This window comes from Chryseobacterium sp. GW821-FHT04C04, assembly GCF_059420365.1.
Window position 1 is genome coordinate 48,089 of the sequence record NZ_JBWKTO010000006.1, and the last position, 19,908, is coordinate 67,996.

Below are 19,908 nucleotides of genomic sequence, written 5' to 3' on the forward strand. Positions count from 1 at the left end.
TGTTAAAAAATTATTATTTGACAGGTGATTAATAATCTATGCTCCAACTGGCATCCCATCGCTATTTTCTTTATTTTTGTTTAAATTTTAAAAATCATGTCACACAATATCAGACTCGCTGCTGCAGAGGATTATCCGAGAATTATGGAAATCTGGGAGTCTGCTGTAAAAGCAACTCACGATTTTCTTACAGAGGAGGATTTCAATTATTTCAAGGAAGCCATTCCGAGAGATTATCTTCCCAATCTGGAAGTCTATATAATCATTGAAAATGATGAAGCCAAAGGTTTTGCTTCCGTAGCGGAAGGTAATCTGGAAATGCTTTTCATTCATAACGACACCCGTGGAAAAGGCTATGGGAAAACACTTTATCAGTTTATGAAAGAGCAGACAGGTCTTACCAAGGTAGATGTCAACGAGCAAAATCCACAGGCTGTCGGGTTCTATGAAAAAATGGGTTTCAAAAAAGTTGGAAGATCAGAAAAAGATGGCTCAGGAAAGGATTATCCACTTATTCATATGAGCTTGTAAATGGAAAATTTTGCTTTTAAGAAATTAAATTCTGATGTAGAAATACCTTATTATTTATTATTGCTGGCCGATGAAACCAAAGAAGCTATTGATCAATATATTTTCAAATCCGACCTCTATCTTTTACTTGATGGGACCGAAAACATTGCGGTGATGGCATTGTACAAAAAAAGTGATACAGAACTGGAAATTAAAAATGTAGCAGTAATTGAAAGCTACAGAAATAAAGGAATCGGAAGCATTCTAATGAATAAAGCCAAAGAAATTGCCAAAGAAAATCATTATAAAACACTGACTGTTGGAACGTCGGATACCGGCTTCCAACAGATCAGATTTTATGAGAAAAACGGTTTCATCAAACAAGGAATGCTGAAAGATTTTTTTATCGAAAATTATCCATTTCCTATTTATGAAAACGGTTTGCAGATGCGGGATATGATCCTACTTACCCATCACCTTGCGGAATAGTCCTTTAATATGTTCTATTTCTGTTTGGTAATTGGTGTTTTTTCTACACCCGAAATAAAGTGTGTTTTCAAGCTTTTTCTTTCCTTCCCAGATCAGCTTCACATCACCACTTTCGATTTCATTTTTACACAAAAAGTCCGGGATAACCGCTAATCCGGTTCCGCCTTTCAGACAACGGATAATTGAATTGAGGTTAGGAACGATATAATTCGGGCGGAAATTAGGTTTATGACCGAAATTCAAGGTCCAGAATTGGAAAAGGTGTTCCATATCTCCGGTTGTTCCGTACCATTTTTCATTTTTCAGCCATTCCTCGATCTGCTCGGCATCTTTTGTTTTTAAAACTTTATTAAAAGCTGCTTTATCGACATCTTTTCCCCCTACCAGAATAATCTGCTCAGAAGAGAATGCTTCATGTTCTATATTGGGTGAAGATCCTTTTTTCGGTGTAATGATAAGGTCCAGGATTCCTTTATCCAGCTGATCAAGCATTTCAGGATATTCTCCAAAACTGATAATCAGGTTAAAAGGTAATGAAGAAACATATTGCTCCAACGTTGTCTGAAACGTCTCAAAACACATCCCCACACTGATGGTTGGGGTATGCTTCTCTGTGGATTTCTGAAAATTCTTCTCTACATCCTCCAGTTTTGTAAGAGGCTCAGCCACTGCATTGAATAATACTTTTCCACGCTCTGTCGGAAGCATTTTTCTTCCGGTTCTGTCGAACAATTTATATCCTACATAAGCCTCTAATGAACTTAAGTGAAGGCTTACTCCCGGCTGGGATATGAATAAAGCGTCCGCAGCACCCGTCAATGTCCCGGTTTTATAAATCGCCTTAAAAGTACGATACCATTCTAAATTGACCATGACTTAATTATTAATATTATGATGCAAAATTACAAAATAATTATAATACTGATATCATTTTTAAAACATATCAATTCGTTAATAATTTTAATCTACTATTTTTTTGTTTTTAATAAGGTCGGAAAACTTGAGCCTGAAAAGAGGGAAGCCGCAACTTCCCTCTTATCTCTGCCAAAATCTTCATTTTCATTACCTGAACTCAGATTATTTTACGATCTGAATAATTGTATTCTGAAACTTTTCCGGTTCGTCTTTATGAATCTGATGACTCGACTTTTCAAATAAAAATAAGTCTTTCTTAGGGGCTTTTACTTTTTGAAAATATTCAGTGGTAACCCTGGTAGAAGTTTGGATATCGTTTTTACCAACAAAAAAATAAATAGGACATTCTACTTTCTTTAAAGTCTTTGGCAGGTCAATATTCATAACTTCGTTCCATGCAGGAGACCATGTTTTTGACCACTGCAGAAACCCTTTCCTGAAATCGTCACCTGTCACATACTTCTTACCATCTTTATAAAAAAGCCATTTTCTTAAATAAAATAAGTCTTCATCAACTTTGAAAGGAATATGTACACTCGCCAATTCTTTACTGGCAACAGGATCTTCTTTAAAATGATCTTTTAAAATCCCAAGTAACTCTTTCTCGCTCACCAATTGGCTGACAACTGGATTTACCGCAAAATAGGCGTGTAAAAGTTCGGGATGATTTCTAACAATATAAAAACCTAAAGCATTTCCCCAAGAGCTTCCCAATAGATATATTTTTTCCTGTTTTAATTCTTTTCTCAGGAAATTAATAACCTGATAAGTATCTTTTCCCATGAGTTCAACGGAAGGCTGAACGGGAGAAGGATTCAGTTCAAGGGTTTTTCCGGCATCTCTCTGATCCCATTGAACAATGGTGAATTTATCTTTTAAGAGATTTGTAAAAGAGTCTGCATTTTTCCGCATTGAACTTCCCGGGCCACCTGATAAAAATAAAAGTATAGGTTTACTGGCGTCATCTGTTTTAATATCTATGGCTTGTTTTATCCCACCAATTTCAGGGGTAAGAAGGGTATCCATTTTTACTTTTTGTAATTGTGCTAAACTAATTGCGGATAATAATAAAAAAATAAAAAGAACTGCTTTTTTCATGATTTCTAAATTTTAATTGGACTTCAATAATCTATTGCAAATATCCTTTAGAGAATCTTCAAAAAAGTATCAATAAAAATAGTCGAACCGATTTTAATGAATAAATGAGTTCGACCATTTACATAGAATCGTACGAATAATTACAAAATACTATGAATCAATTATTTAAAACTCACACCAGAGTTTAACTGGTGTGTTTTCAATGCAGTATGAAAAGACAATTTCGAATTAAAATTTGTTGAATATGGATATAAAAACAAACAAGCGGAAAAACACGGTCCTAAAAAAGGAAGCAAATATTCTATTTATTGTTTTATTGATATCTTTTTATTGCTTAAAAAATGAGCATAATAATTAGGAATCCCACTGTTCTCAATCCCTAGCAAAGTTTGTTCGAGTGGATATGCTATCTGTACAATTTCCGGGGTAATATTTTCCTCATCTAAAGTTAAAATAAGATAAGAAGCTAAACGGTTATCTTCTTTGGACCTGCCTACAGAACCGGAATTCACAGCCCATCCATTATTTTCAAAATGTTTTATAAATGATAAATGAGTATGCCCCATCACAATGACATCAGATTGAGATTCTTTCAGCATATCGGAAAAAACCTCATCATTTTCAGATTCATACAGATAAGTATCATTGCTGCTAAGGCTGGAATGTACAAGCTGGATATTCCAGTGCCTGTTCCCTATCTTATAGTTTAACTTTAAATGAAAAGGAAGTGCTGATAAAAACCTTTTGTTTTCTTCTGTAATATGTTTTTTGGAGTGATCAATAGCAATGAATCGGGCTTCTGTTTCTTCTTCCGAATGTTTAGATAAAGGAATAACAGGAATATCAAAAGCAATTCTTTCATCATGATTTCCCATCAAACAAGGGATATTTAAGCTTTTTATCTTTTCAATCACTTCATTTCCCCAGGGAGCAAAATCTACCAGATCCCCCAGACAGAATGTCTGACGAATCCCTCTTTTCTCTATATCCTTCAACACCGAATCCAGCGCAGGAAGGTTTCCATGCACATCACTAAAAACTGCAATCTGTATCATATTCACTCTATTTGTCACAACAAATTTACAAGAGAGCCCTGACAACAAGATCAAAAAGCAGTATGACATTTCACATGATTGGCAAAATTTAAATTATCATTATTATGATAGTTACGTATAATTTATATTATTTTTATTATACAAAGATCCATCCTAACTTTGCAGAGTAAAATTTAAACAATCATAAAAAAATGAAAAAAGTATTAATCATCAACGGAGGACAGAATTTTGGACATTCCGGCGGAAAATATAATCAAACGATTGCAGAAAATACATTAGCCGTTCTTAAAGAATTTGATAATGTAGAAGTAAAGATAACCAATGTAAGCGAAAACTATGATAAGAATGAAGAAGTACAGAAGTTTGTCTGGGCAGATTATATCATTTACCATACTCCGATCTGGTGGTTCCAGCTTCCGAATGGATTGAAAAAATATATCGATGAAGTTTTTACAGCAGGTCATGCCAAAGGAATTTATATGAGCGACGGAAGAAATGCCGAGAATCCGGAAATCAACTATGGAACAGGAGGAATGCTTGGCGGCAGAAAATATATGCTGACCACAAGCTGGAATGCTCCTGCAACAGCCTTCACTTTACCTGGAGAATTCTTCAGTGAAAAAAGTGTAGACGATGGACCGTTATTTGGATTCCATAGAATGAATGCTTTTGTTTCTTTAGAAAAAATGGAAAGCTTCCACTTCCATGATGTAGAGAAAAATGCAAATATAGAGCGTGATATGAAGCTTTATAGAGACCACGTAAGAAATGTATTTGAAAAAGAATTGAAACCAGAATTGGTATCATGAAAAAAGTACTGATCACAGGTATTACCGGCTATATTGGCGGAACTATTGCAAAAAAACTCCTTGACAGGAATTATGAAGTAACAGGACTGGTTCGTAATGAAACTCATGTAGAAGAGCTGGAGTCATTAGGAATCAAAACTATTGTGGGGAATATCCATGATGAAGATCTTATAAAAACAGGTGTTGCGGATGTTGATGCTGTCATTCATAATGCTGATTCTGCAGATGATGCCTATGCTGTAGATAACTTTATCAAAGCATTGGAAGGAAGTCGTAAAACTTTTATATTCACTTCAGGTTCAGCAATTTTTGGAGGAAAGGAGAATGGTAAAAAAAGTGACTTTATCTTCAGAGAAGATTTTCCTTTGCAGCCAAGATTGGAAATGGCATCCAGGGTACTGATCAACAATTACGTCCTGCAATCGGCAAAGAAAGATATAAGAAGTATCGTTATTGTCCCTACAATGGTTTACGGAGAAGGTCTGGGAATAAAAAAAGACAGTATCCAGATCCCGGCTCTCATCAATTTTTCTAAGGAAAAAGGACATGGCGTCTATTTTGGAGAAGGTGAAAATATCTGGTCCAACTTACATATTGAAGACCTGGCAGACCTGTATGTACTGGCTCTGGAAAAAGCAAAAGGCGGTTCCCTCTATTATGCGGAAAACGGTTCTTCCTCTTTAAAAAAACATTGCAGAAACTATCAGTAAAAAATATAATCTGAAACCGGCCCAATCTTTAAGTATACAGGATGCGGTTGACAATTTCGGACCTGCAGGCGGCTATTTCGGCTTTGCATCCAATAGCAGATGCAGCTCAGATAAAGCCAGAGCAGAACTGGATTGGAAACCTATCTATAACCCAATTGAAAATTTTATTTAATTATGAAAATTCACCTTACAGCCATTATAAAAACCAAAGAAGAATACCAGTCAGAAGTATTGGAAGTTCTTCAGAACATGGTAAAAGAAACAAGAAAGGAAGAAGCGTGTGAGCTTTACAACCTTCATCAGGGAATTGAAGACAAAAACCAATTTGTTTTCTACGAAATCTGGAAAAGCGAGGAAGGATTGGCTCAGCACAATCAGCAGCCCTACATCCAGGCATTCGGAGCTTTGGTGGATGAAAAGCTTCAGGAAAAACCACAGATTTATACCACCAATATCATTTAATATGAAAAAATTAGCGTTTTTAATGTTGACTATCTTCACGATAGGATTCGTACAGGCACAAACCAAAAAATCAAAAAATATGAAAAAGAAAATTTTATTTGTCGTAACCAGCCATGATAAAAAAGGGAGCACTGGTGAAGACACAGGATATTATTTGGGTGAAGTTTCTCATCCATGGGAAGTTCTTCACCAAGCAGGATATGACATTGACTTTGTAAGCCCAAAAGGCGGAACTCCTCCGGTAGATGGATTTGACTTGAAAGATCCTGTAAACAAGGAGTTCTGGGAAAACAAAGAATATAAGAACAAGATTGATCATTCTATGACACCCGCACAGGTGAATCCAAAAGAGTATTCTACCATCTTTTATGCTGGAGGTCACGGAGCTATGTGGGATTTTGCAGATAATAAGGAACTGGCAGACATCGCTTCAAAAATTTATGAAAACGGAGGTATTGTAGCAGGGGTATGTCATGGTCCGGCAGGCTTGGTGAATATCAAACTGAATAACGGGAAATATCTTGTAGATGGAAAGAAAATCAATGCTTTTACCAATGAAGAGGAATCTGAAGTAAAATTGACAAATGTTGTTCCTTTCTTATTGGAAGAAAAACTGAAAGAAAGAGGGGCAAAATTTGAAAAATCGGGGCTTTGGCAGAATCATGTTGTTGCAGATCAGAGAGTGATCACAGGTCAGAATCCACAGTCTGCAAAGAGCGTTGGAGAAGCGATTTTAAAAGAATTAAAGAAATAACAGTCAATTTTTAACCACAAAAGTCAAAACAGTTTTCAGACACTTAAGTTCTTAAAAGCGTCATTGAAACTGCGAGAATTCCCCTCCTTTGGAGGGGTGGCGAAAATTCAAATAATTTTTGACGGGGTGGTAAATAAAAACAATCAATTTTAAAACAAAATGGAATTTAGAAAATTAGGAAATACAGATTTAGAATTATCAACAATCACACACGGAGCTTTTGCTATCGGAGGAAATATGTGGGGAGGTAATGAAAAACAGGACTCTATCAGCTCTATTCACGCATCATTAGATCATGGAGTAACTTCTATCGACACAGCACCTTTCTATGGTTTCGGATTGAGTGAGGAAATGATCGGGGAAGCCATTAAAGGAAAAGACCGTTCAAAAATTCAGCTTTTAACAAAATTTGGGTTGGTATGGGACGGAAGCAACAACGGAAAAGGAGAATTTTTCTTTGATGCTGAAGACGAAGGAAAAACGATTCCCGTATATAAAGTAGCTTCTAAGGAAAACATCATCAAAGAAGTTGAAGAAAGTTTAAAAAGATTAGGAACAGATTATATTGACCTTTTACAGCTTCACTGGCCAGACAGTACAACTCCTATCTGCGAAACAATGGAAGCAATGGAGTTATTGATCCAGCAAGGAAAAATCCGTACCGCAGGGGTAAGTAATTACAGTGTAGCCCAGATGGAAGAGGCCAACAGAACTTTAAAACTTGCCAGCAACCAGGTTTCTTACAGTATGCTGAATAGAGCCATTGAAAACGACCTTGTTCCTTATTCTTTGGAAAACAATTCAGGAATTATCGTGTACAGCCCAATGGAAAGAGGTCTTTTGACCGGTAAATATTTCAAGGAAACTCAATTAAAAGATAACGATCACAGAAACGGATATTTCTCACAGTTTGATTTGAATAAGGTAAAAACTTTCTTAGAAAAAATTGAACCTATTGCACAGGAAAAAGGAGCAAGCCTTTCTCAGCTGGTTTTAAGATGGACTACTCTACAGCCGGCAATTACAGTCGTATTGGCAGGAGCAAGAAATGCACAACAAGCCATCGAAAACGCAAAAGCAATGTCTATTGACCTTTCACAGGAAGAATTGAACTTCATCAATTCAGCTTTAAGCGAAATTTAATATAAACGCTGGAAGATGGAAGGAGGAGGATGGAAGTACTATCAGCCTTTTGGCTAATAATATTTATCTGATTCAACAAAGATTTGATTGAAACAGAACCTTGCTTGTATCAGACTTCATAAACTTCCCTCTCCCCTCTTCCAGCCTTCTTCCCCTAAATCTCATACATTATAGAAAATGAAAAAGAATCTGATCAAAATGTTCGGATTGGTAACCTTATTGACCCTAAACAGCATTACATTAAAGGCTCAAACGCTTGTCAATCCGGAAGATCAATCATGGTATCCTTCTGCTTACGGAGCACAGGACGAAATCGGAGCAGCCAATCTATTGACTCCGGAAGTTGTAAAACAGGCTTTAGGACTGGTAAAACAAGGTAAAACGTTAGCACTTGCTGTTCCTATTGATAAAAACCTGCCGGCTTTCAGACACAGAAGCTTCAATCTATACAATATTCAGCCTGGAGAACAGGGAGGAAAAAGCATAGGTTCAAATAAATTCACCTTCAATGATGAACTGGTCAATGGATGGACCGGAGTGGGAACACAGCTTAACGGTATCGGACACATCGGTATTGATAACACTTATTACAACGGAAATAAAGCAACAGATTTTGTAACCGTAGAAGGCGTGAAAAAGCTGGGTGTTGAAAAGGTACCGCCATTCGTTACCCGCGGTGTAGTCATTGATATGACTGCTCATTATGGAAAATCAATTGTACCCGGAGGAACAGAATTTACTGTAGAAGACATCAAATCTGTTTTAAAGAAACAAGGACTTACGCTAAGAAAAGGAGATGTCATTCTTTTCAATACGGGATGGCTGGAATTGATCGGTAAAGACAACAAACAGTTTCTGGAAACAGAACCGGGAATAGGAATGGAAGCTGCAAAATGGCTTGCCGATCAGGGAATCGTTGCCTTTGGTGGAGACACCTGGGCCTCTGAAGTGTATCCCAATCCGAAAACCAAAGAAGAATTTCCAATCAATCAATTTATGCTCGCTAAAAAAGGAATCTATAATCTGGAGCTGATTGACAGCCGTCCTCTGGTAAAGCAAAAAGTTTGGGAATTCTTATTCGTACTGGGACAGCCTCTGTATGTAGGATCTACTCAGGTGAATGTGAATCCTGTCGCTATTTACTAAAAATAGAGGCCTTGTTTAAAACCTATAACATACTATAAAGAACAGAGAGACAAAGTAATTCGGTTTTGAAAAAATAAAACTAACCTTTAAGATTTATTTTAGAATTAATACTTAAAACAGTGTTACATTGTCCCTTTGCTTCTTGCATTAAAATGGCCTTTCAAAACTGAAAGGCCATTTTGTTAAATAAAGTAAATATCCGTAGATAATGCAGTCTTCCTTATTTTCCAACCGGAAGATGAGTACTCACTGCAATTCTGTTCCATGCATTGATCGTTACGATAGCCATAATAATCTGTGCAATCTGATTATCATCAAAAAACGACTTTGCTTTTTGATACGTCTCTTCAGTTAATCCTTTGTCGCTTATCAATGTAATTTCCTCTGTCATCGCCAAAAGAACCTGCTCTTCTTCTGTAAAAAATTCTTTTGCTTCTGTCCATCCGTTCAGAATAAAAATTCGCTGAGGAGTTTCACCATATTTGATAGCATCTTTTGTATGCATATCAAGACAAAAAGCACATTTATTGATCTGTGAAGCTCTGATCTTAATCAGTTCCTTCTGAATGTGTGTCAATGAAATTGTTTGTAGGTATCCTTCCAATCCAAGCATCGCTTTATACGCTGCTGAGTCTACTGTTGCAATATTTAATCTTGCGCTCATTATATTATTATTTTTGGGTTAATTGATCTATACTTAGAGAATATTGGTGTTGAACTGCCAATAAAAGAGCCGCAGCACTTGCCACCCAAACAGAATAGTTCAGTGGAGCTTTTGGTCCTGATGCAATGGTCATGGATATGGCGAAAATCAACAGCAGCATACTGCTTCCGTAAGCCGCCATTTTAGTTTTAAATCCTACAATCAGCATCAGAGGAAAAAGGATTTCTAAAAAGGTAGCAGCATATGCTGAAAATGTACTCAAAGCTTCCGGCAGAAAAAACGTCAGCTGTCTTGTATATTCTTCAAAACTGGCCATGTTTCCCCATGATGAGTTTTCTTTGCTCCATAACCCGAACCGGTCTGCCACTGCAGAAAGCATGGTTATACCAAGAGCAAGTCTTAAAAATAACTGTGGAAATTGATTTTTTGTTTCTGTCATTGTATTGGCTTTTAATAACATGACAAATTTCCGGTTTCTGATCCGTAAAAATCTTAAACTGGTTTAAGAACGTAATTTTGCCCTGATTTCACTCAGATATTCCGGAGTAAAACCTAAAAAGGAAGCAATTAAGTATTGCGGAATTCTTTGGATAAACCAAGGATACAACGTACTGAAATGCACATAATATTCTTCCTTCGTCATCTCATAAATATAACGGATTCTTTTTTCCGCAGCAGCATAAGCTGTTTGGTATACCATTCTGAAATAACGTTCCATAACGGGATGCTTTTCCAATAAAAGTTCCTGAGATTGAAAATCTATGGTTAAAATTTTGGAATTTTCTACAGACTGAATATTGAAATTTGATTTCATCTGTTTTTCAAAAGCAAAAGTGTCTGACATCCACCAGTTTTCTATAGCAAACTCCGTGGTTTGTTCTACTCCTTTTTCATTGACAAAAAACTTTCTCAGACATCCTTCCAAAACAAAATACTTCAACTTACAAACATCACCCTCAAGCATCAGGTTTTCTTTCTTTTTAACTTTTAAAACTTGAAAAAAAGAAATGATGGAAGCAAATTCCTCGTCATTAACCGTAATAAATTTATCTAAATGTGCTTTGAAAGTTTCCATTGTAAAATTTAGTAATCAAACTTAACTTTATTTTTTTAGTTTTACAATGAGAAAATATTGAATCATGGAAATCATTGCTAAAATTCTGATCGCAGTCGTTGCACTGGAACATATTTATATTCTTTGGATGGAAATGTTTGCATGGGAAACCAAAGGAAAAGAAGTTTTTAAAGCTGCTCTTCCTGCGGAAATGTTTAAACCTACCAAAGGATTAGCCGCCAACCAGGGCCTTTACAATGGTTTTCTGGCTGCAGGATTGATCTGGTCATTTCTGATTAAAGATCCGCAATGGCAGACGAATGTAGCACTCTTCTTTTTAGGATGTGTAGCCGTAGCAGGAATCTATGGAGCTATTTCAGCGACTAGAAAAATATTTTTCGTTCAGGCTTTGCCCGCTATCTTGGCCATTATTGCCGTTTTATTGAAGTAATTTCATTGTCCCTATTTTTAAAGATCTTCTTAAAAATATTTACATGATCAATACCTTATTATCTTTTATGATAAGGGAGAAATTGCTATGAATATCTCCTCCCGGCATCAGACTTAAAACCAGCTTCTTACGTCTCAAAAAATCCATTTAATATAAAATTCGTAAATTTGCATCGTCATAAAAGATTGATACACAGTTTTTTTATATGGACCTGCATTGTGATGAAGTGCAGAAATTCAAGTTGTTCAGTACACATATCCGTAATTACTTCATCAGTAATTTAATTGTAGAATCGATGTAAAAGATTAAGTTCTTTTTACATGATACACTCTTTTTCTAGAGTATAATCTATTGAAATATTTAAAATAAACATAAGGCTTAGATGCTTTGTGGCTTTATTTTTTTGTAAAAAGCTTCTATCATGATAAGAAGCTTAGTAGATTATTTTATGCTATCGTCATCACCAGAACAACAACGTAAAATGGGGTATAATGAATTGGTGTACAATTTTTTATACCATTAATTAAAAAAATCTGAATATGGAAAAAAATGAAAACAGTAGAAAAGTAAAACTTAAAGTTGAAGATCTGACTATTATTTTTGGTAAAAACAAAGAGAAAGCACAGGAACTTTTAGACAAAGGTTTTTCCAAAAAGGAAATTCTTGAAAAAACAGGCTGCACCATAGGAATCAACAAAGCAAGCTTTGAAATCTATGAAGGTGAATTCTTTGTCATCATGGGATTGTCAGGAAGTGGAAAATCTACTTTACTGCGCTGTCTCAACAGACTGAATGAGCCCACTTCAGGAAAAGTATACATCAATGACGATGATATTACCAGTAAAAACAATAAAGAACTTCTGGAAGTAAGAAGAACAGAAATGAGTATGGTGTTTCAAAAATTTGGATTGCTGCCTCATCATACTATTTTAGACAACGCCGGTTTCGGACTCGAAATCAGAGGAGAAGACAAAACTTCCCGTGATGAAAAAGCACAGAAAGCACTGGACATTGTTGGATTGAATGGTTTCGAAAATCAGTATCCTTCCCAACTTTCAGGAGGAATGCAGCAGAGAGTAGGACTGGCAAGAGCTTTGGCCAACGATCCGGAAGTATTACTGATGGATGAAGCTTTCTCCGCACTGGATCCTTTGATAAAATCTGAAATGCAGGATCAAATGCTTGAGCTGCAAAATACCTTGCAAAAAACCATTGTCTTCATTACCCATGACCTGGATGAGGCCATTAAAATTGGTGACCGTATCGTCATTATGAAAGATGGTGTCATCGAACAAATAGGAACAGCCGAAGACATTTTGACTAATCCTGCAAGCGACTATGTAAAAGCATTTGTAGAGAAAGTGGATCGTAAAACAATTATCACCGCCAGATCTTTGATGTTCGACAAAGCTACGGTGGTACGTTTCAGAAAAGACGGCCCTGAAGGAGCTTTAAGAAAAATGAGAGCAACAGGATTGGAAAACTTACCTGTCGTAGATTTTCAAAATAAATTTCTGGGATTTGTGACCCTTAATGATGTCGTTCGAATTGCAAAAAAGAAAGAACCTACAGTAGAATCAATTATCAACAGCAACGTTCCTTCAGTCTATCCGGAAGTTACTGTAGAAGAAATGTTACCGTTAATTTCAGGAAATAAATCGGCCATCGCCGTGGTAGACGAAAACAATAAATTTTTAGGTCTTATCACCCAATTATCTCTCATCATAGAAGCGACTAAGTTTAACGAAGAAGAGATCATTGAATTAAAAGAAATCGCAAACAATCAATAAGATGAATAAAACTATAGATATAGGTCAATATGTAGAAACTGCAATCAATTGGCTCACAGAAAATGGAAAACCTGTATTTGATGTCATAAAACATGTGGGAAACTCTTCTATTATGGGAATTGAATGGGTTTTGGTACACACTCCCTTTTATGTTATCATTCTCTTTTTTACGTTGCTGGCATTATGGAAAGCCGGAAAAGGCATCGCTGTTGTCACGGCAGCCGGGTTGAGTTTAATATTTTTAATGGGATTATGGAAAGAAACCATGGAAACCCTGGCCCTTATTTTTGTAGCAACCATTACGGCCCTTATTATTTCTATCCCTCTGGGAATTTGGGCTGCCAAAAGTAAAATAGCCGCAAAAATTATCCGCCCTTTACTGGACTTAATGCAGACAATGCCTGCATTTGTCTATCTGATTCCCGCTGTCCTATTTTTCAGTATTGGTAAAGTACCCGGAGCTTTTGCAACGATCATTTTTGCAATGCCGCCTGCGGTACGATTAACGACGTTGGGAATTGAAGCCGTTCCGAAAGATATCGTAGAAGCAGCCAGAGCTTTTGGAGCTACCAACCGTCAGATTCTTTTTAAAGTAGAACTTCCTTTAGCCATGAAAACGATTTTAACAGGGATCAATCAAACCATACTATTATCCTTATCCATGGTTGTTATTGCGGGGATGATTGCTGCAGGTGGTTTAGGTGAAAAAGTATTGGAAGGAATTAATAATCTGGATATCGGATTAGGATTTGAAAGTGGTTTATCCGTTGTGATTTTAGCCATTATCCTTGACCGGATTACCCAGGGATTTGTAAAGAAAAAACAATAAGATGAAACAATTAAAATATCTATTTTTTCCCTTTTTAATAGTGGTATTTGCTGCCTTACATTCGTGTGAAAATATAAAAAACTCTAAATATATCACCATAGGAATGGTAGATGGCTGGGCGGAAGATGTGGCGATGACTCATGTTGCTAAAGCCATTTTGGACCAGCAAGGGTATCATGTTATTATTCAAAAAGCCTCTACGGATATGATTCTGGCTTCGATGAATAATGAAGATACAGACCTTTTCATGGGAGTCTGGCTTCCTTACACGCACGCTAAAAAACTAGCTAAATTTCCAGGATTAGTTCATCTTGGAACCAATTACAACAACGGCCGTATAGGATTGGTCGTTCCGGAATACGTTCCGGTTCATTCCATTGAAGAACTTAATCAACATCAGGAGCAATTCGATCATAGAATCATTGGAATTGAGAAAGGAGCCGGATTAACAACCGGAACGGATAAAGCCATTATTGATTATAAATTGGATTATAAACAGATCAACTCTTCTACCATTGCCATGATCACTGAATTACAGAATGCCATACAACGTAAACAATGGATTGTGGTAACTGGATGGCAGCCCCACTGGATGTTTGGCAAAATGAAGCTTAAGTTTCTTGACGATCCCAAAAAGATCTTTGGTGAAGCAGAACAGATTAAAACATATGCCAGAAAAAGCTTTGGTAAAGATTATCCGGAGTTAGCCAAATTCTTTTCTAAACTCCATTTTGATGATGAAACGATGTCTGATCTTTTAATCCAGATGGAACAGAGTAAAAATAAAGAAGCCACCGCTAAGGAATGGGTAGAAAACCATTCTGAACTGGTCAAATTATGGCTAGATAAAAATTAATATAACGATACAATTTGGTATTACTTAAAATCCTCAACTCTCCATGAGTTTGAGGATTTTTTTATTGATACATCTATGATTCAGAAGAATTCATCGATTATTTGATCTTTTCTCTATGAAACAATATTTATTAGTAATCGCAAAGGCGCAAAGAAATTTAATAACATACTGCTTTAAGGCGCAAGAAAATCAAAGATTTTCAGCAAGTTTGTTTCAGTTAAATTCAACAGAATTAAATTTTATCAAAGATAAAATCCTTGCGCCTTAAGACATATTTAAAGGAAAATTCTTGCGTCTTTGCGTTTTCCAATATCTCATAACTATCCCATTGATTCTTTGATCTTTTCTCTATGAAGTATGCCCCAGTTAACCAGCGTTTCTGTCACCGGAAATACGGATTTCCCATACTCTGTCACTGCGTAGGTTACTGTAATAGGTTTCGTATCCTGAATCGTTCTTGTTACCAGGAGATTGGTTTCCAGTTCTTTTAATTCTTTGCTCAGCATTTTAGCGGAAATCCCCTCAATACTGCGTTCCAGTTTTTTAAAATGAATCATCTGATCCGGTCTGTTCGTCAGATACCGTAAAATCATCAGTTTCCATTTTCCTCCCAATACATCCAGACTGTCACGCATTGCAAACAATTCTTCCGTGCAGTTTGCTTCTCTTTCGATGCCGTTTTCTATGATTTTTGCCATAATAGTTTCATCAAGGTAACTAGTTACCATTAGTTAACTAGTAGCAAATATAAACTATTCCCTCTTTACATTTGTATATCAAATTAAACGTATGAAAGCAGTTATTATAAATAAAAACGGAAAACTGGAAGACGGTTTTGCCGAACAGCCCCAGCCCAAAGGCAATGAAGTTTTAATCCAAATCAAAGCAAGCGGTTTCAATCCTATCGATTACCAGATGCTTGAAAACGAGCTCGAAAGAAAACTGATCAGTTCCCCGATATTGGGAAGAGAATCATCGGGAATTATAGTTGACAAAGGTCCCGAAGCTACACAATTTAATATCGGTGACGAAGTCTATTGTGGCAGCGGTTCTATGGGAAGCAATGGTACTTATGCTGAATATATTTCTGTCCCTGAATCTATTGTTTCTTTTAAACCAAAGAATATTTCGTTTGAACAGGCGGCTTCCATTCCTTCGGTAGGACTTACTTCTTTACAGATCTTTAACCGTTTGAAACTAAATCCGGAAAATACTATTCTTGTAACGGGTGCAACCGGAGGAGTTGGTTCATTTTTGATTAAACTCTTACTCGCTCATCATATCCGGCAGATCACAGCAACTGTTGGCAGTGAAGAAAACAGACAGGTTCTTCTCAATATGGGGCTAAAAGATCATCAAATCATCAATTACAGAGAAGAAAACATTATTGAAAACATTTTAAAAGCCAATAATAATCAACCTTTCGAGTTTGGGATTGATCTGGTTGGAAACTACATGTCGGAAGTGACTGCAGAAGTTTTAAAGATCAACGGAACATATGTGGATGTGACAGCCTTGGTCACTAAAGATGCCCATGAAACCCTTTTCAACAAAGGAACTCTGATTATGAATATCTCCAATTATACTTATGGAATGGTCAAAAAATATGAGTATTACAAAAACAGTTTACTTGAAATAAAAAAACTCATCGAAACCGAAATTATTACACCACCTCAGCATAAGATAATAGGAAATCTTTCTCTCGAAACCATTCTGCAGGCACATTCTATTTTAAAAAACAATCAGACCCAAGGTCATAAACTCATCATGAAACATTAATCTATGAACAAAATACCAAGACGAATCGTAACAGGAAGTAAGGATGGAAAATCTATCATTATAGAAGACCAGCAGGTAGAAAATGCAGTGGAACATTTTCCGGGACTTATCATCTCAGATGTTTGGAATACGCAGACAATGCCGGCAAGCTTAGATATTGAGACCAGGATTCCCAATACAGGATTTCCACAGACTCCTAAAAATGGCACCTATTTTCGGTATGTAGTTATTCCTCCTGATAAAGACTTAGGGGTTAAATGGAAGGAGAATGAGCCTCACCCAATGATGCATCAGACTCCGACACTGGATTATATCATCATCCTTTCCGGTGAACTCTACCTCATCATGGAAGAAGGAGAAACCCTTCTGAAACCTGGAGATATTGTCATTCAAAGAGGGACTAATCATGCGTGGAGTAACCGCTCTGATGAACCATGTATTCAGCTGGCGGTGTTGATCGATGCAGAGATTTAAATTAAAATTTATTTTGTTGGAAAACGCAACGGCGCAAAGAAGAATAAATTATATGTTATTTTTAAGACGCAAGAAATGATGTATAAATTATTAGGAATGTACAATTTTATCGCAGATAAAATCCTTGCGACTTAAAAACAGTTAAAAAAAGAAAAGCTTTGCGCCTTCGCATTTTCCAACAAAACCCAGAAACATTAAAAAAACTCACGCAGATTTTACATAAACATCTGCGCAATCTGTGTAATCTGTGGGAAATAATATATAAATAACATTCAATTACAAAGCCAAAATTTCCAACAGTTTCTGCTTCATTTTTTCAGGCGTCATCTGCCCTTCCTGATAATAGACCAAATTCTGATGCTTATCAAGGAATACCCATAACGGATACACCGGCTGATTTTTATTCTTTGATAAGGCCAGCGCCAATTCATGAATTCCGGAATTTCCATTCTGCAGATATTCAAACTCCTGATTCTGGAAATGGATTTTCTCCTTCGTTTTCTCTGCCTCGAAATTGACAAAATAAAAATGATCATTTAATATATTCACCAGCTCTTTATCTTTACTCAAGCGAAAAGATTCAATTTTACACACAGCACACCAATCGGTATAAAGATGGATGACAACCGGCCTCGGATTTTCTTTTTGCAAAACATCCAGATCAGAAAAAGTGCCTGTCTTCATCTGAGACAGATAAAAACAGGGCACTAACATTAAAAATAAAGCTATTTTTTTCATCATAAGGTATATTTTACCCCCAGAAATCCTCTGATACGCTGCATAGGTGCATAGCCGTATGCGGTATCAAATGTATAATGATTGGGATTGTTGATAGGGTCATCAACATGTTTATTAAATGGGTCAAACGGTCTCATCAAAGGATCTTTAGGAGTAAAATTGAATAAATTCTTCACTCCGCAATACACCTCAAGTCCTGATTTGAAACTCTTGGACACCTGAATATTGGCCAAAGAATAGAATGGTGAATATTCAGGACGGTAGTCGTTCACTAAAACAGGAAGTCGCATCGGTCCGTAAAACTGTCCGGTAAAATCTACCGTCAGGTTATTCGGAAATTTATAGGTCAGGTTATAAGTTCCACTCCACTTTGGAGCATGCAGTTGCTGTGTTTTCTGATTTTCATTATCAAATTTCTGATAGACATCCAGATAAGTCACTCCCAGATTAACACTCAGGGGAAATTGAAAACTAAAATCCACATTCAATGAAGCTCCTCTCGAAATTCCATATCCATGCAGGTTATCATAAATAATTTTAGTAGGATCAGAATCAAAATCACCTACAATTTTATTACTGAAATAGGTATAAAATGCAGAAGCATCAAGGTTTACCATTCGGTTTCCTACAGGAATCTTCCAGATATAATTCAGGTTTCCATTGACCGATCTTTCCGGTTTCAGGTCTGATTTTATAACCACTTCCCGGGAGCCTGTTAATGCTGCATGATCTTCTGTAAATAAATTGACAACTCGGAATCCTGTTCCGAAATTGAAACGCAGGGTGTGATATGGGTTTGGGGAAAACTTCCATGCGAATCTCGGAGAATGAATAGAATGATGTACTTTATCATAATCATATCTGTATCCTAGCAACAAAGTGTGTTTTTCATTGATTTCCCATTGATCCTGGATAAAAGATCCCCAGATCGGAGATTTCATCGGTGCATTCGTGATCCCGTCCGGCGCTAAAGTTCCCGGTGTGTTATCATCATAAAATGTTCTTTTAAAAGTAAGTCCGGCCGTGATATCGTGTTTTCCGAACCTTCTGTCCCAATAGGTCTGGACAAAAGCTACTTTTTGTGTGGCATTGAAAGAATTGGTTCCGTAAAACGAATTCTGGTCATGGTAATTGTAAGAAAATTGGGTTACGATATGTTCTTTCATAGGCCATTCATACAATCCGAAAACCTCTGCCCTGTTCGTATAAATACTTTCTCCGTAGACCTGATCACTACCGCGAAAAGATTTGTTCCATTGCATTTCTCCCCCAAAACGATCTTCATACAGATACCTCAAAGCGAAACTCGCCTGTCGGTTTTCTTTTCTTTTAAAATTCCATTTGTTGAAGATGGAAATTCTACTCTGCAAAGTAGCATCCGTAAAATTATCTTTATTCTGATCTATTTTTTCTTTAAAACTGAAATAATTTAAACTTAATAATGAAGCAGCATTTTTTCCTACATTGAATTTGGTTGAAAGATCCACATTATTTTCAAACCAACCGGTTGTCATCAGATCAACACTCAGCTTGGGAGCCGTCAGTGCATTTTTGGTGATAATATTGATCACACCTCCCATTGCTTCAGAACCGTAAATAGAAGATGCAGGACCTTTTACCACTTCTATTCTATCCACCAGGCTATTCGGAATTCCGCTCAGTCCATATACTGTGGAAAGAGAACTTACAATTGGCATTCCATCAATCAGGATCATGGTGTACGGTCCTTCCAATCCGTTGATATGAATATCTCCTGTATTGCACACAGAACAATTCAGCTGAGGCTTTACTCCATTTACCATTGCAATAGCCTCAAAAATACTTGGTGTCGGGTTTTTCTGAAAAAATTTCTGACTGTAGATTTCAACCGCTACCGGGCTTTTTGATCTGCTCATCGGTTTTATGGTTCCCGTAACCACTACATCCTCTATATTACTCGTCTTGATTTCTCTTTTGGTAACTTTTGCAGAATCTATGTTTTTATTATGTTGTAAACTTAAGCTGTCTGTCTCCTGGGCAAAACAATAGGTTGATAAAAAAGTAATAGAAAATAATATTCGCTTCATGAAATTAAAATTGTTAGACAAATCTAACAATTATTTTTTAATTACAAAACTTTATGGAGAAAATATTGATTGAGCCAATTCATGAAAAATGATTAAATTTGAGAAACTACATATGA

Annotated in this window: 23 protein-coding genes; 14 read left to right on the forward strand and 9 right to left on the reverse strand. The window is 36.4% G+C overall.

Annotated elements, in window-relative coordinates:
- Positions 1-96: 96 nt before the first annotated feature.
- Positions 97-531 (forward strand): GNAT family N-acetyltransferase, encoded by a 435-nt coding sequence (locus tag AC07UM_RS19710; RefSeq protein WP_494684305.1) that lies wholly within the window; start codon positions 97-99, stop codon positions 529-531.
- The gene (locus AC07UM_RS19715; RefSeq protein WP_494684306.1) at positions 532-999 is read left to right on the forward strand and encodes a GNAT family N-acetyltransferase; all 468 of its coding nucleotides are present in this window, start codon (positions 532-534) and stop codon (positions 997-999) included.
- Here the strand turns inward: AC07UM_RS19715 and AC07UM_RS19720 are convergent.
- From AC07UM_RS19720 to AC07UM_RS19730, 3 genes are all read right to left on the reverse strand, one after another.
- Positions 973-1,872: a LysR family transcriptional regulator gene (locus AC07UM_RS19720; RefSeq protein WP_103231470.1), complete on the reverse strand. Its 900-nt coding sequence runs from the start codon at positions 1,870-1,872 to the stop codon at positions 973-975. The genes AC07UM_RS19715 and AC07UM_RS19720 overlap by 27 nt on opposite strands.
- Positions 1,873-2,076: 204 nt before the next feature.
- Positions 2,077-3,012 (reverse strand): alpha/beta fold hydrolase, encoded by a 936-nt coding sequence (locus AC07UM_RS19725; protein WP_494684307.1) that lies wholly within the window; start codon positions 3,010-3,012, stop codon positions 2,077-2,079.
- A 305-nt stretch (positions 3,013-3,317) separates the two neighbouring features.
- Positions 3,318-4,067, reverse strand: a complete 750-nt coding sequence (locus AC07UM_RS19730; protein ID WP_494684308.1) for a metallophosphoesterase family protein — start codon at positions 4,065-4,067, stop codon at positions 3,318-3,320.
- A gap of 191 nt (positions 4,068-4,258) precedes the next feature.
- On the opposite strand from AC07UM_RS19730, the gene AC07UM_RS19735 reads away from it, so the two are divergent.
- The 6 genes from AC07UM_RS19735 (at position 4,259) to AC07UM_RS19760 (ending at position 9,091) form a co-directional block, all read left to right on the forward strand.
- On the forward strand, positions 4,259-4,876 hold the full coding sequence (locus AC07UM_RS19735) for an NAD(P)H-dependent oxidoreductase (protein ID WP_124530666.1): 618 nt from the start codon (positions 4,259-4,261) through the stop codon (positions 4,874-4,876).
- The gene (locus AC07UM_RS19740) at positions 4,873-5,586 is read left to right on the forward strand and encodes an NAD-dependent epimerase/dehydratase family protein (protein ID WP_494684309.1); all 714 of its coding nucleotides are present in this window, start codon (positions 4,873-4,875) and stop codon (positions 5,584-5,586) included. Before AC07UM_RS19735 ends, AC07UM_RS19740 begins: the two co-directional genes overlap by 4 nt.
- A 174-nt stretch (positions 5,587-5,760) precedes the next feature.
- Entirely contained in the window at positions 5,761-6,048 is a 288-nt protein-coding gene (locus tag AC07UM_RS19745; RefSeq protein ID WP_494684310.1) for a putative quinol monooxygenase, read from the forward strand.
- A gap of 79 nt (positions 6,049-6,127) precedes the next feature.
- The gene (locus tag AC07UM_RS19750) at positions 6,128-6,802 is read left to right on the forward strand and encodes a type 1 glutamine amidotransferase domain-containing protein (RefSeq protein ID WP_494684311.1); all 675 of its coding nucleotides are present in this window, start codon (positions 6,128-6,130) and stop codon (positions 6,800-6,802) included.
- Positions 6,803-6,961: 159 nt separating this feature from the next.
- Positions 6,962-7,945, forward strand: coding sequence for an aldo/keto reductase (locus tag AC07UM_RS19755; protein ID WP_494684312.1), 984 nt, complete (start codon positions 6,962-6,964; stop codon positions 7,943-7,945).
- A 177-nt stretch (positions 7,946-8,122) separates the two neighbouring features.
- Entirely contained in the window at positions 8,123-9,091 is a 969-nt protein-coding gene (locus AC07UM_RS19760; RefSeq protein ID WP_494684313.1) for a cyclase family protein, read from the forward strand.
- A 220-nt stretch (positions 9,092-9,311) separates the two neighbouring features.
- On the opposite strand, the gene AC07UM_RS19765 is transcribed toward AC07UM_RS19760, so the two are convergent.
- The 3 genes from AC07UM_RS19765 to AC07UM_RS19775 all read right to left on the reverse strand — a co-directional run bounded on the left by AC07UM_RS19765 (position 9,312) and on the right by AC07UM_RS19775 (position 10,830).
- On the reverse strand, positions 9,312-9,755 hold the full coding sequence (locus AC07UM_RS19765; RefSeq protein ID WP_103234818.1) for a carboxymuconolactone decarboxylase family protein: 444 nt from the start codon (positions 9,753-9,755) through the stop codon (positions 9,312-9,314).
- Positions 9,756-9,762: 7 nt separating this feature from the next.
- Positions 9,763-10,194, reverse strand: coding sequence for a DoxX family protein (locus AC07UM_RS19770; RefSeq protein WP_494684314.1), 432 nt, complete (start codon positions 10,192-10,194; stop codon positions 9,763-9,765).
- A 63-nt stretch (positions 10,195-10,257) separates the two neighbouring features.
- Entirely contained in the window at positions 10,258-10,830 is a 573-nt protein-coding gene (locus tag AC07UM_RS19775) for a Crp/Fnr family transcriptional regulator (RefSeq protein ID WP_494684315.1), read from the reverse strand.
- A 64-nt stretch (positions 10,831-10,894) separates the two neighbouring features.
- On the opposite strand from AC07UM_RS19775, the gene AC07UM_RS19780 reads away from it, so the two are divergent.
- From AC07UM_RS19780 to AC07UM_RS19795, 4 genes are all read left to right on the forward strand, one after another.
- On the forward strand, positions 10,895-11,260 hold the full coding sequence (locus AC07UM_RS19780) for a DUF1304 domain-containing protein (RefSeq protein WP_494684316.1): 366 nt from the start codon (positions 10,895-10,897) through the stop codon (positions 11,258-11,260).
- Between the two features lie 539 nt (positions 11,261-11,799).
- Positions 11,800-13,050 carry a quaternary amine ABC transporter ATP-binding protein gene (locus AC07UM_RS19785; RefSeq protein ID WP_494684317.1) on the forward strand — a complete coding sequence of 417 codons (1,251 nt, stop codon included), beginning with the start codon at positions 11,800-11,802 and terminating at the stop codon, positions 13,048-13,050.
- Position 13,051: 1 nt separating this feature from the next.
- Positions 13,052-13,879: an ABC transporter permease gene (locus AC07UM_RS19790; protein WP_076356605.1), complete on the forward strand. Its 828-nt coding sequence runs from the start codon at positions 13,052-13,054 to the stop codon at positions 13,877-13,879.
- Position 13,880: 1 nt separating this feature from the next.
- A complete protein-coding gene (locus AC07UM_RS19795; protein ID WP_494684318.1) occupies positions 13,881-14,735 on the forward strand; it encodes a glycine betaine ABC transporter substrate-binding protein in 855 nt (284 codons plus the stop codon).
- A gap of 320 nt (positions 14,736-15,055) precedes the next feature.
- On the opposite strand, the gene AC07UM_RS19800 is transcribed toward AC07UM_RS19795, so the two are convergent.
- A complete protein-coding gene (locus tag AC07UM_RS19800) occupies positions 15,056-15,433 on the reverse strand; it encodes a winged helix-turn-helix transcriptional regulator (protein ID WP_494684319.1) in 378 nt (125 codons plus the stop codon).
- Positions 15,434-15,524: 91 nt separating this feature from the next.
- Between AC07UM_RS19800 and AC07UM_RS19805 the strand changes: the two genes are divergently transcribed.
- Positions 15,525-16,514 (forward strand): NADP-dependent oxidoreductase, encoded by a 990-nt coding sequence (locus AC07UM_RS19805; protein ID WP_494684320.1) that lies wholly within the window; start codon positions 15,525-15,527, stop codon positions 16,512-16,514.
- Between the two features lie 3 nt (positions 16,515-16,517).
- Positions 16,518-16,988 (forward strand): cupin domain-containing protein, encoded by a 471-nt coding sequence (locus AC07UM_RS19810; protein ID WP_494684321.1) that lies wholly within the window; start codon positions 16,518-16,520, stop codon positions 16,986-16,988.
- 276 nt (positions 16,989-17,264) lie between these two features.
- Here AC07UM_RS19810 and AC07UM_RS19815 read toward each other — a convergent pair whose 3' ends face one another.
- Positions 17,265-17,729 carry a thioredoxin fold domain-containing protein gene (locus tag AC07UM_RS19815; protein WP_494684322.1) on the reverse strand — a complete coding sequence of 155 codons (465 nt, stop codon included), beginning with the start codon at positions 17,727-17,729 and terminating at the stop codon, positions 17,265-17,267.
- Positions 17,726-19,792 (reverse strand): TonB-dependent receptor plug domain-containing protein, encoded by a 2,067-nt coding sequence (locus AC07UM_RS19820; RefSeq protein WP_494684323.1) that lies wholly within the window; start codon positions 19,790-19,792, stop codon positions 17,726-17,728. Before AC07UM_RS19820 ends, AC07UM_RS19815 begins: the two co-directional genes overlap by 4 nt.
- Positions 19,793-19,908 lie beyond the last annotated feature (116 nt).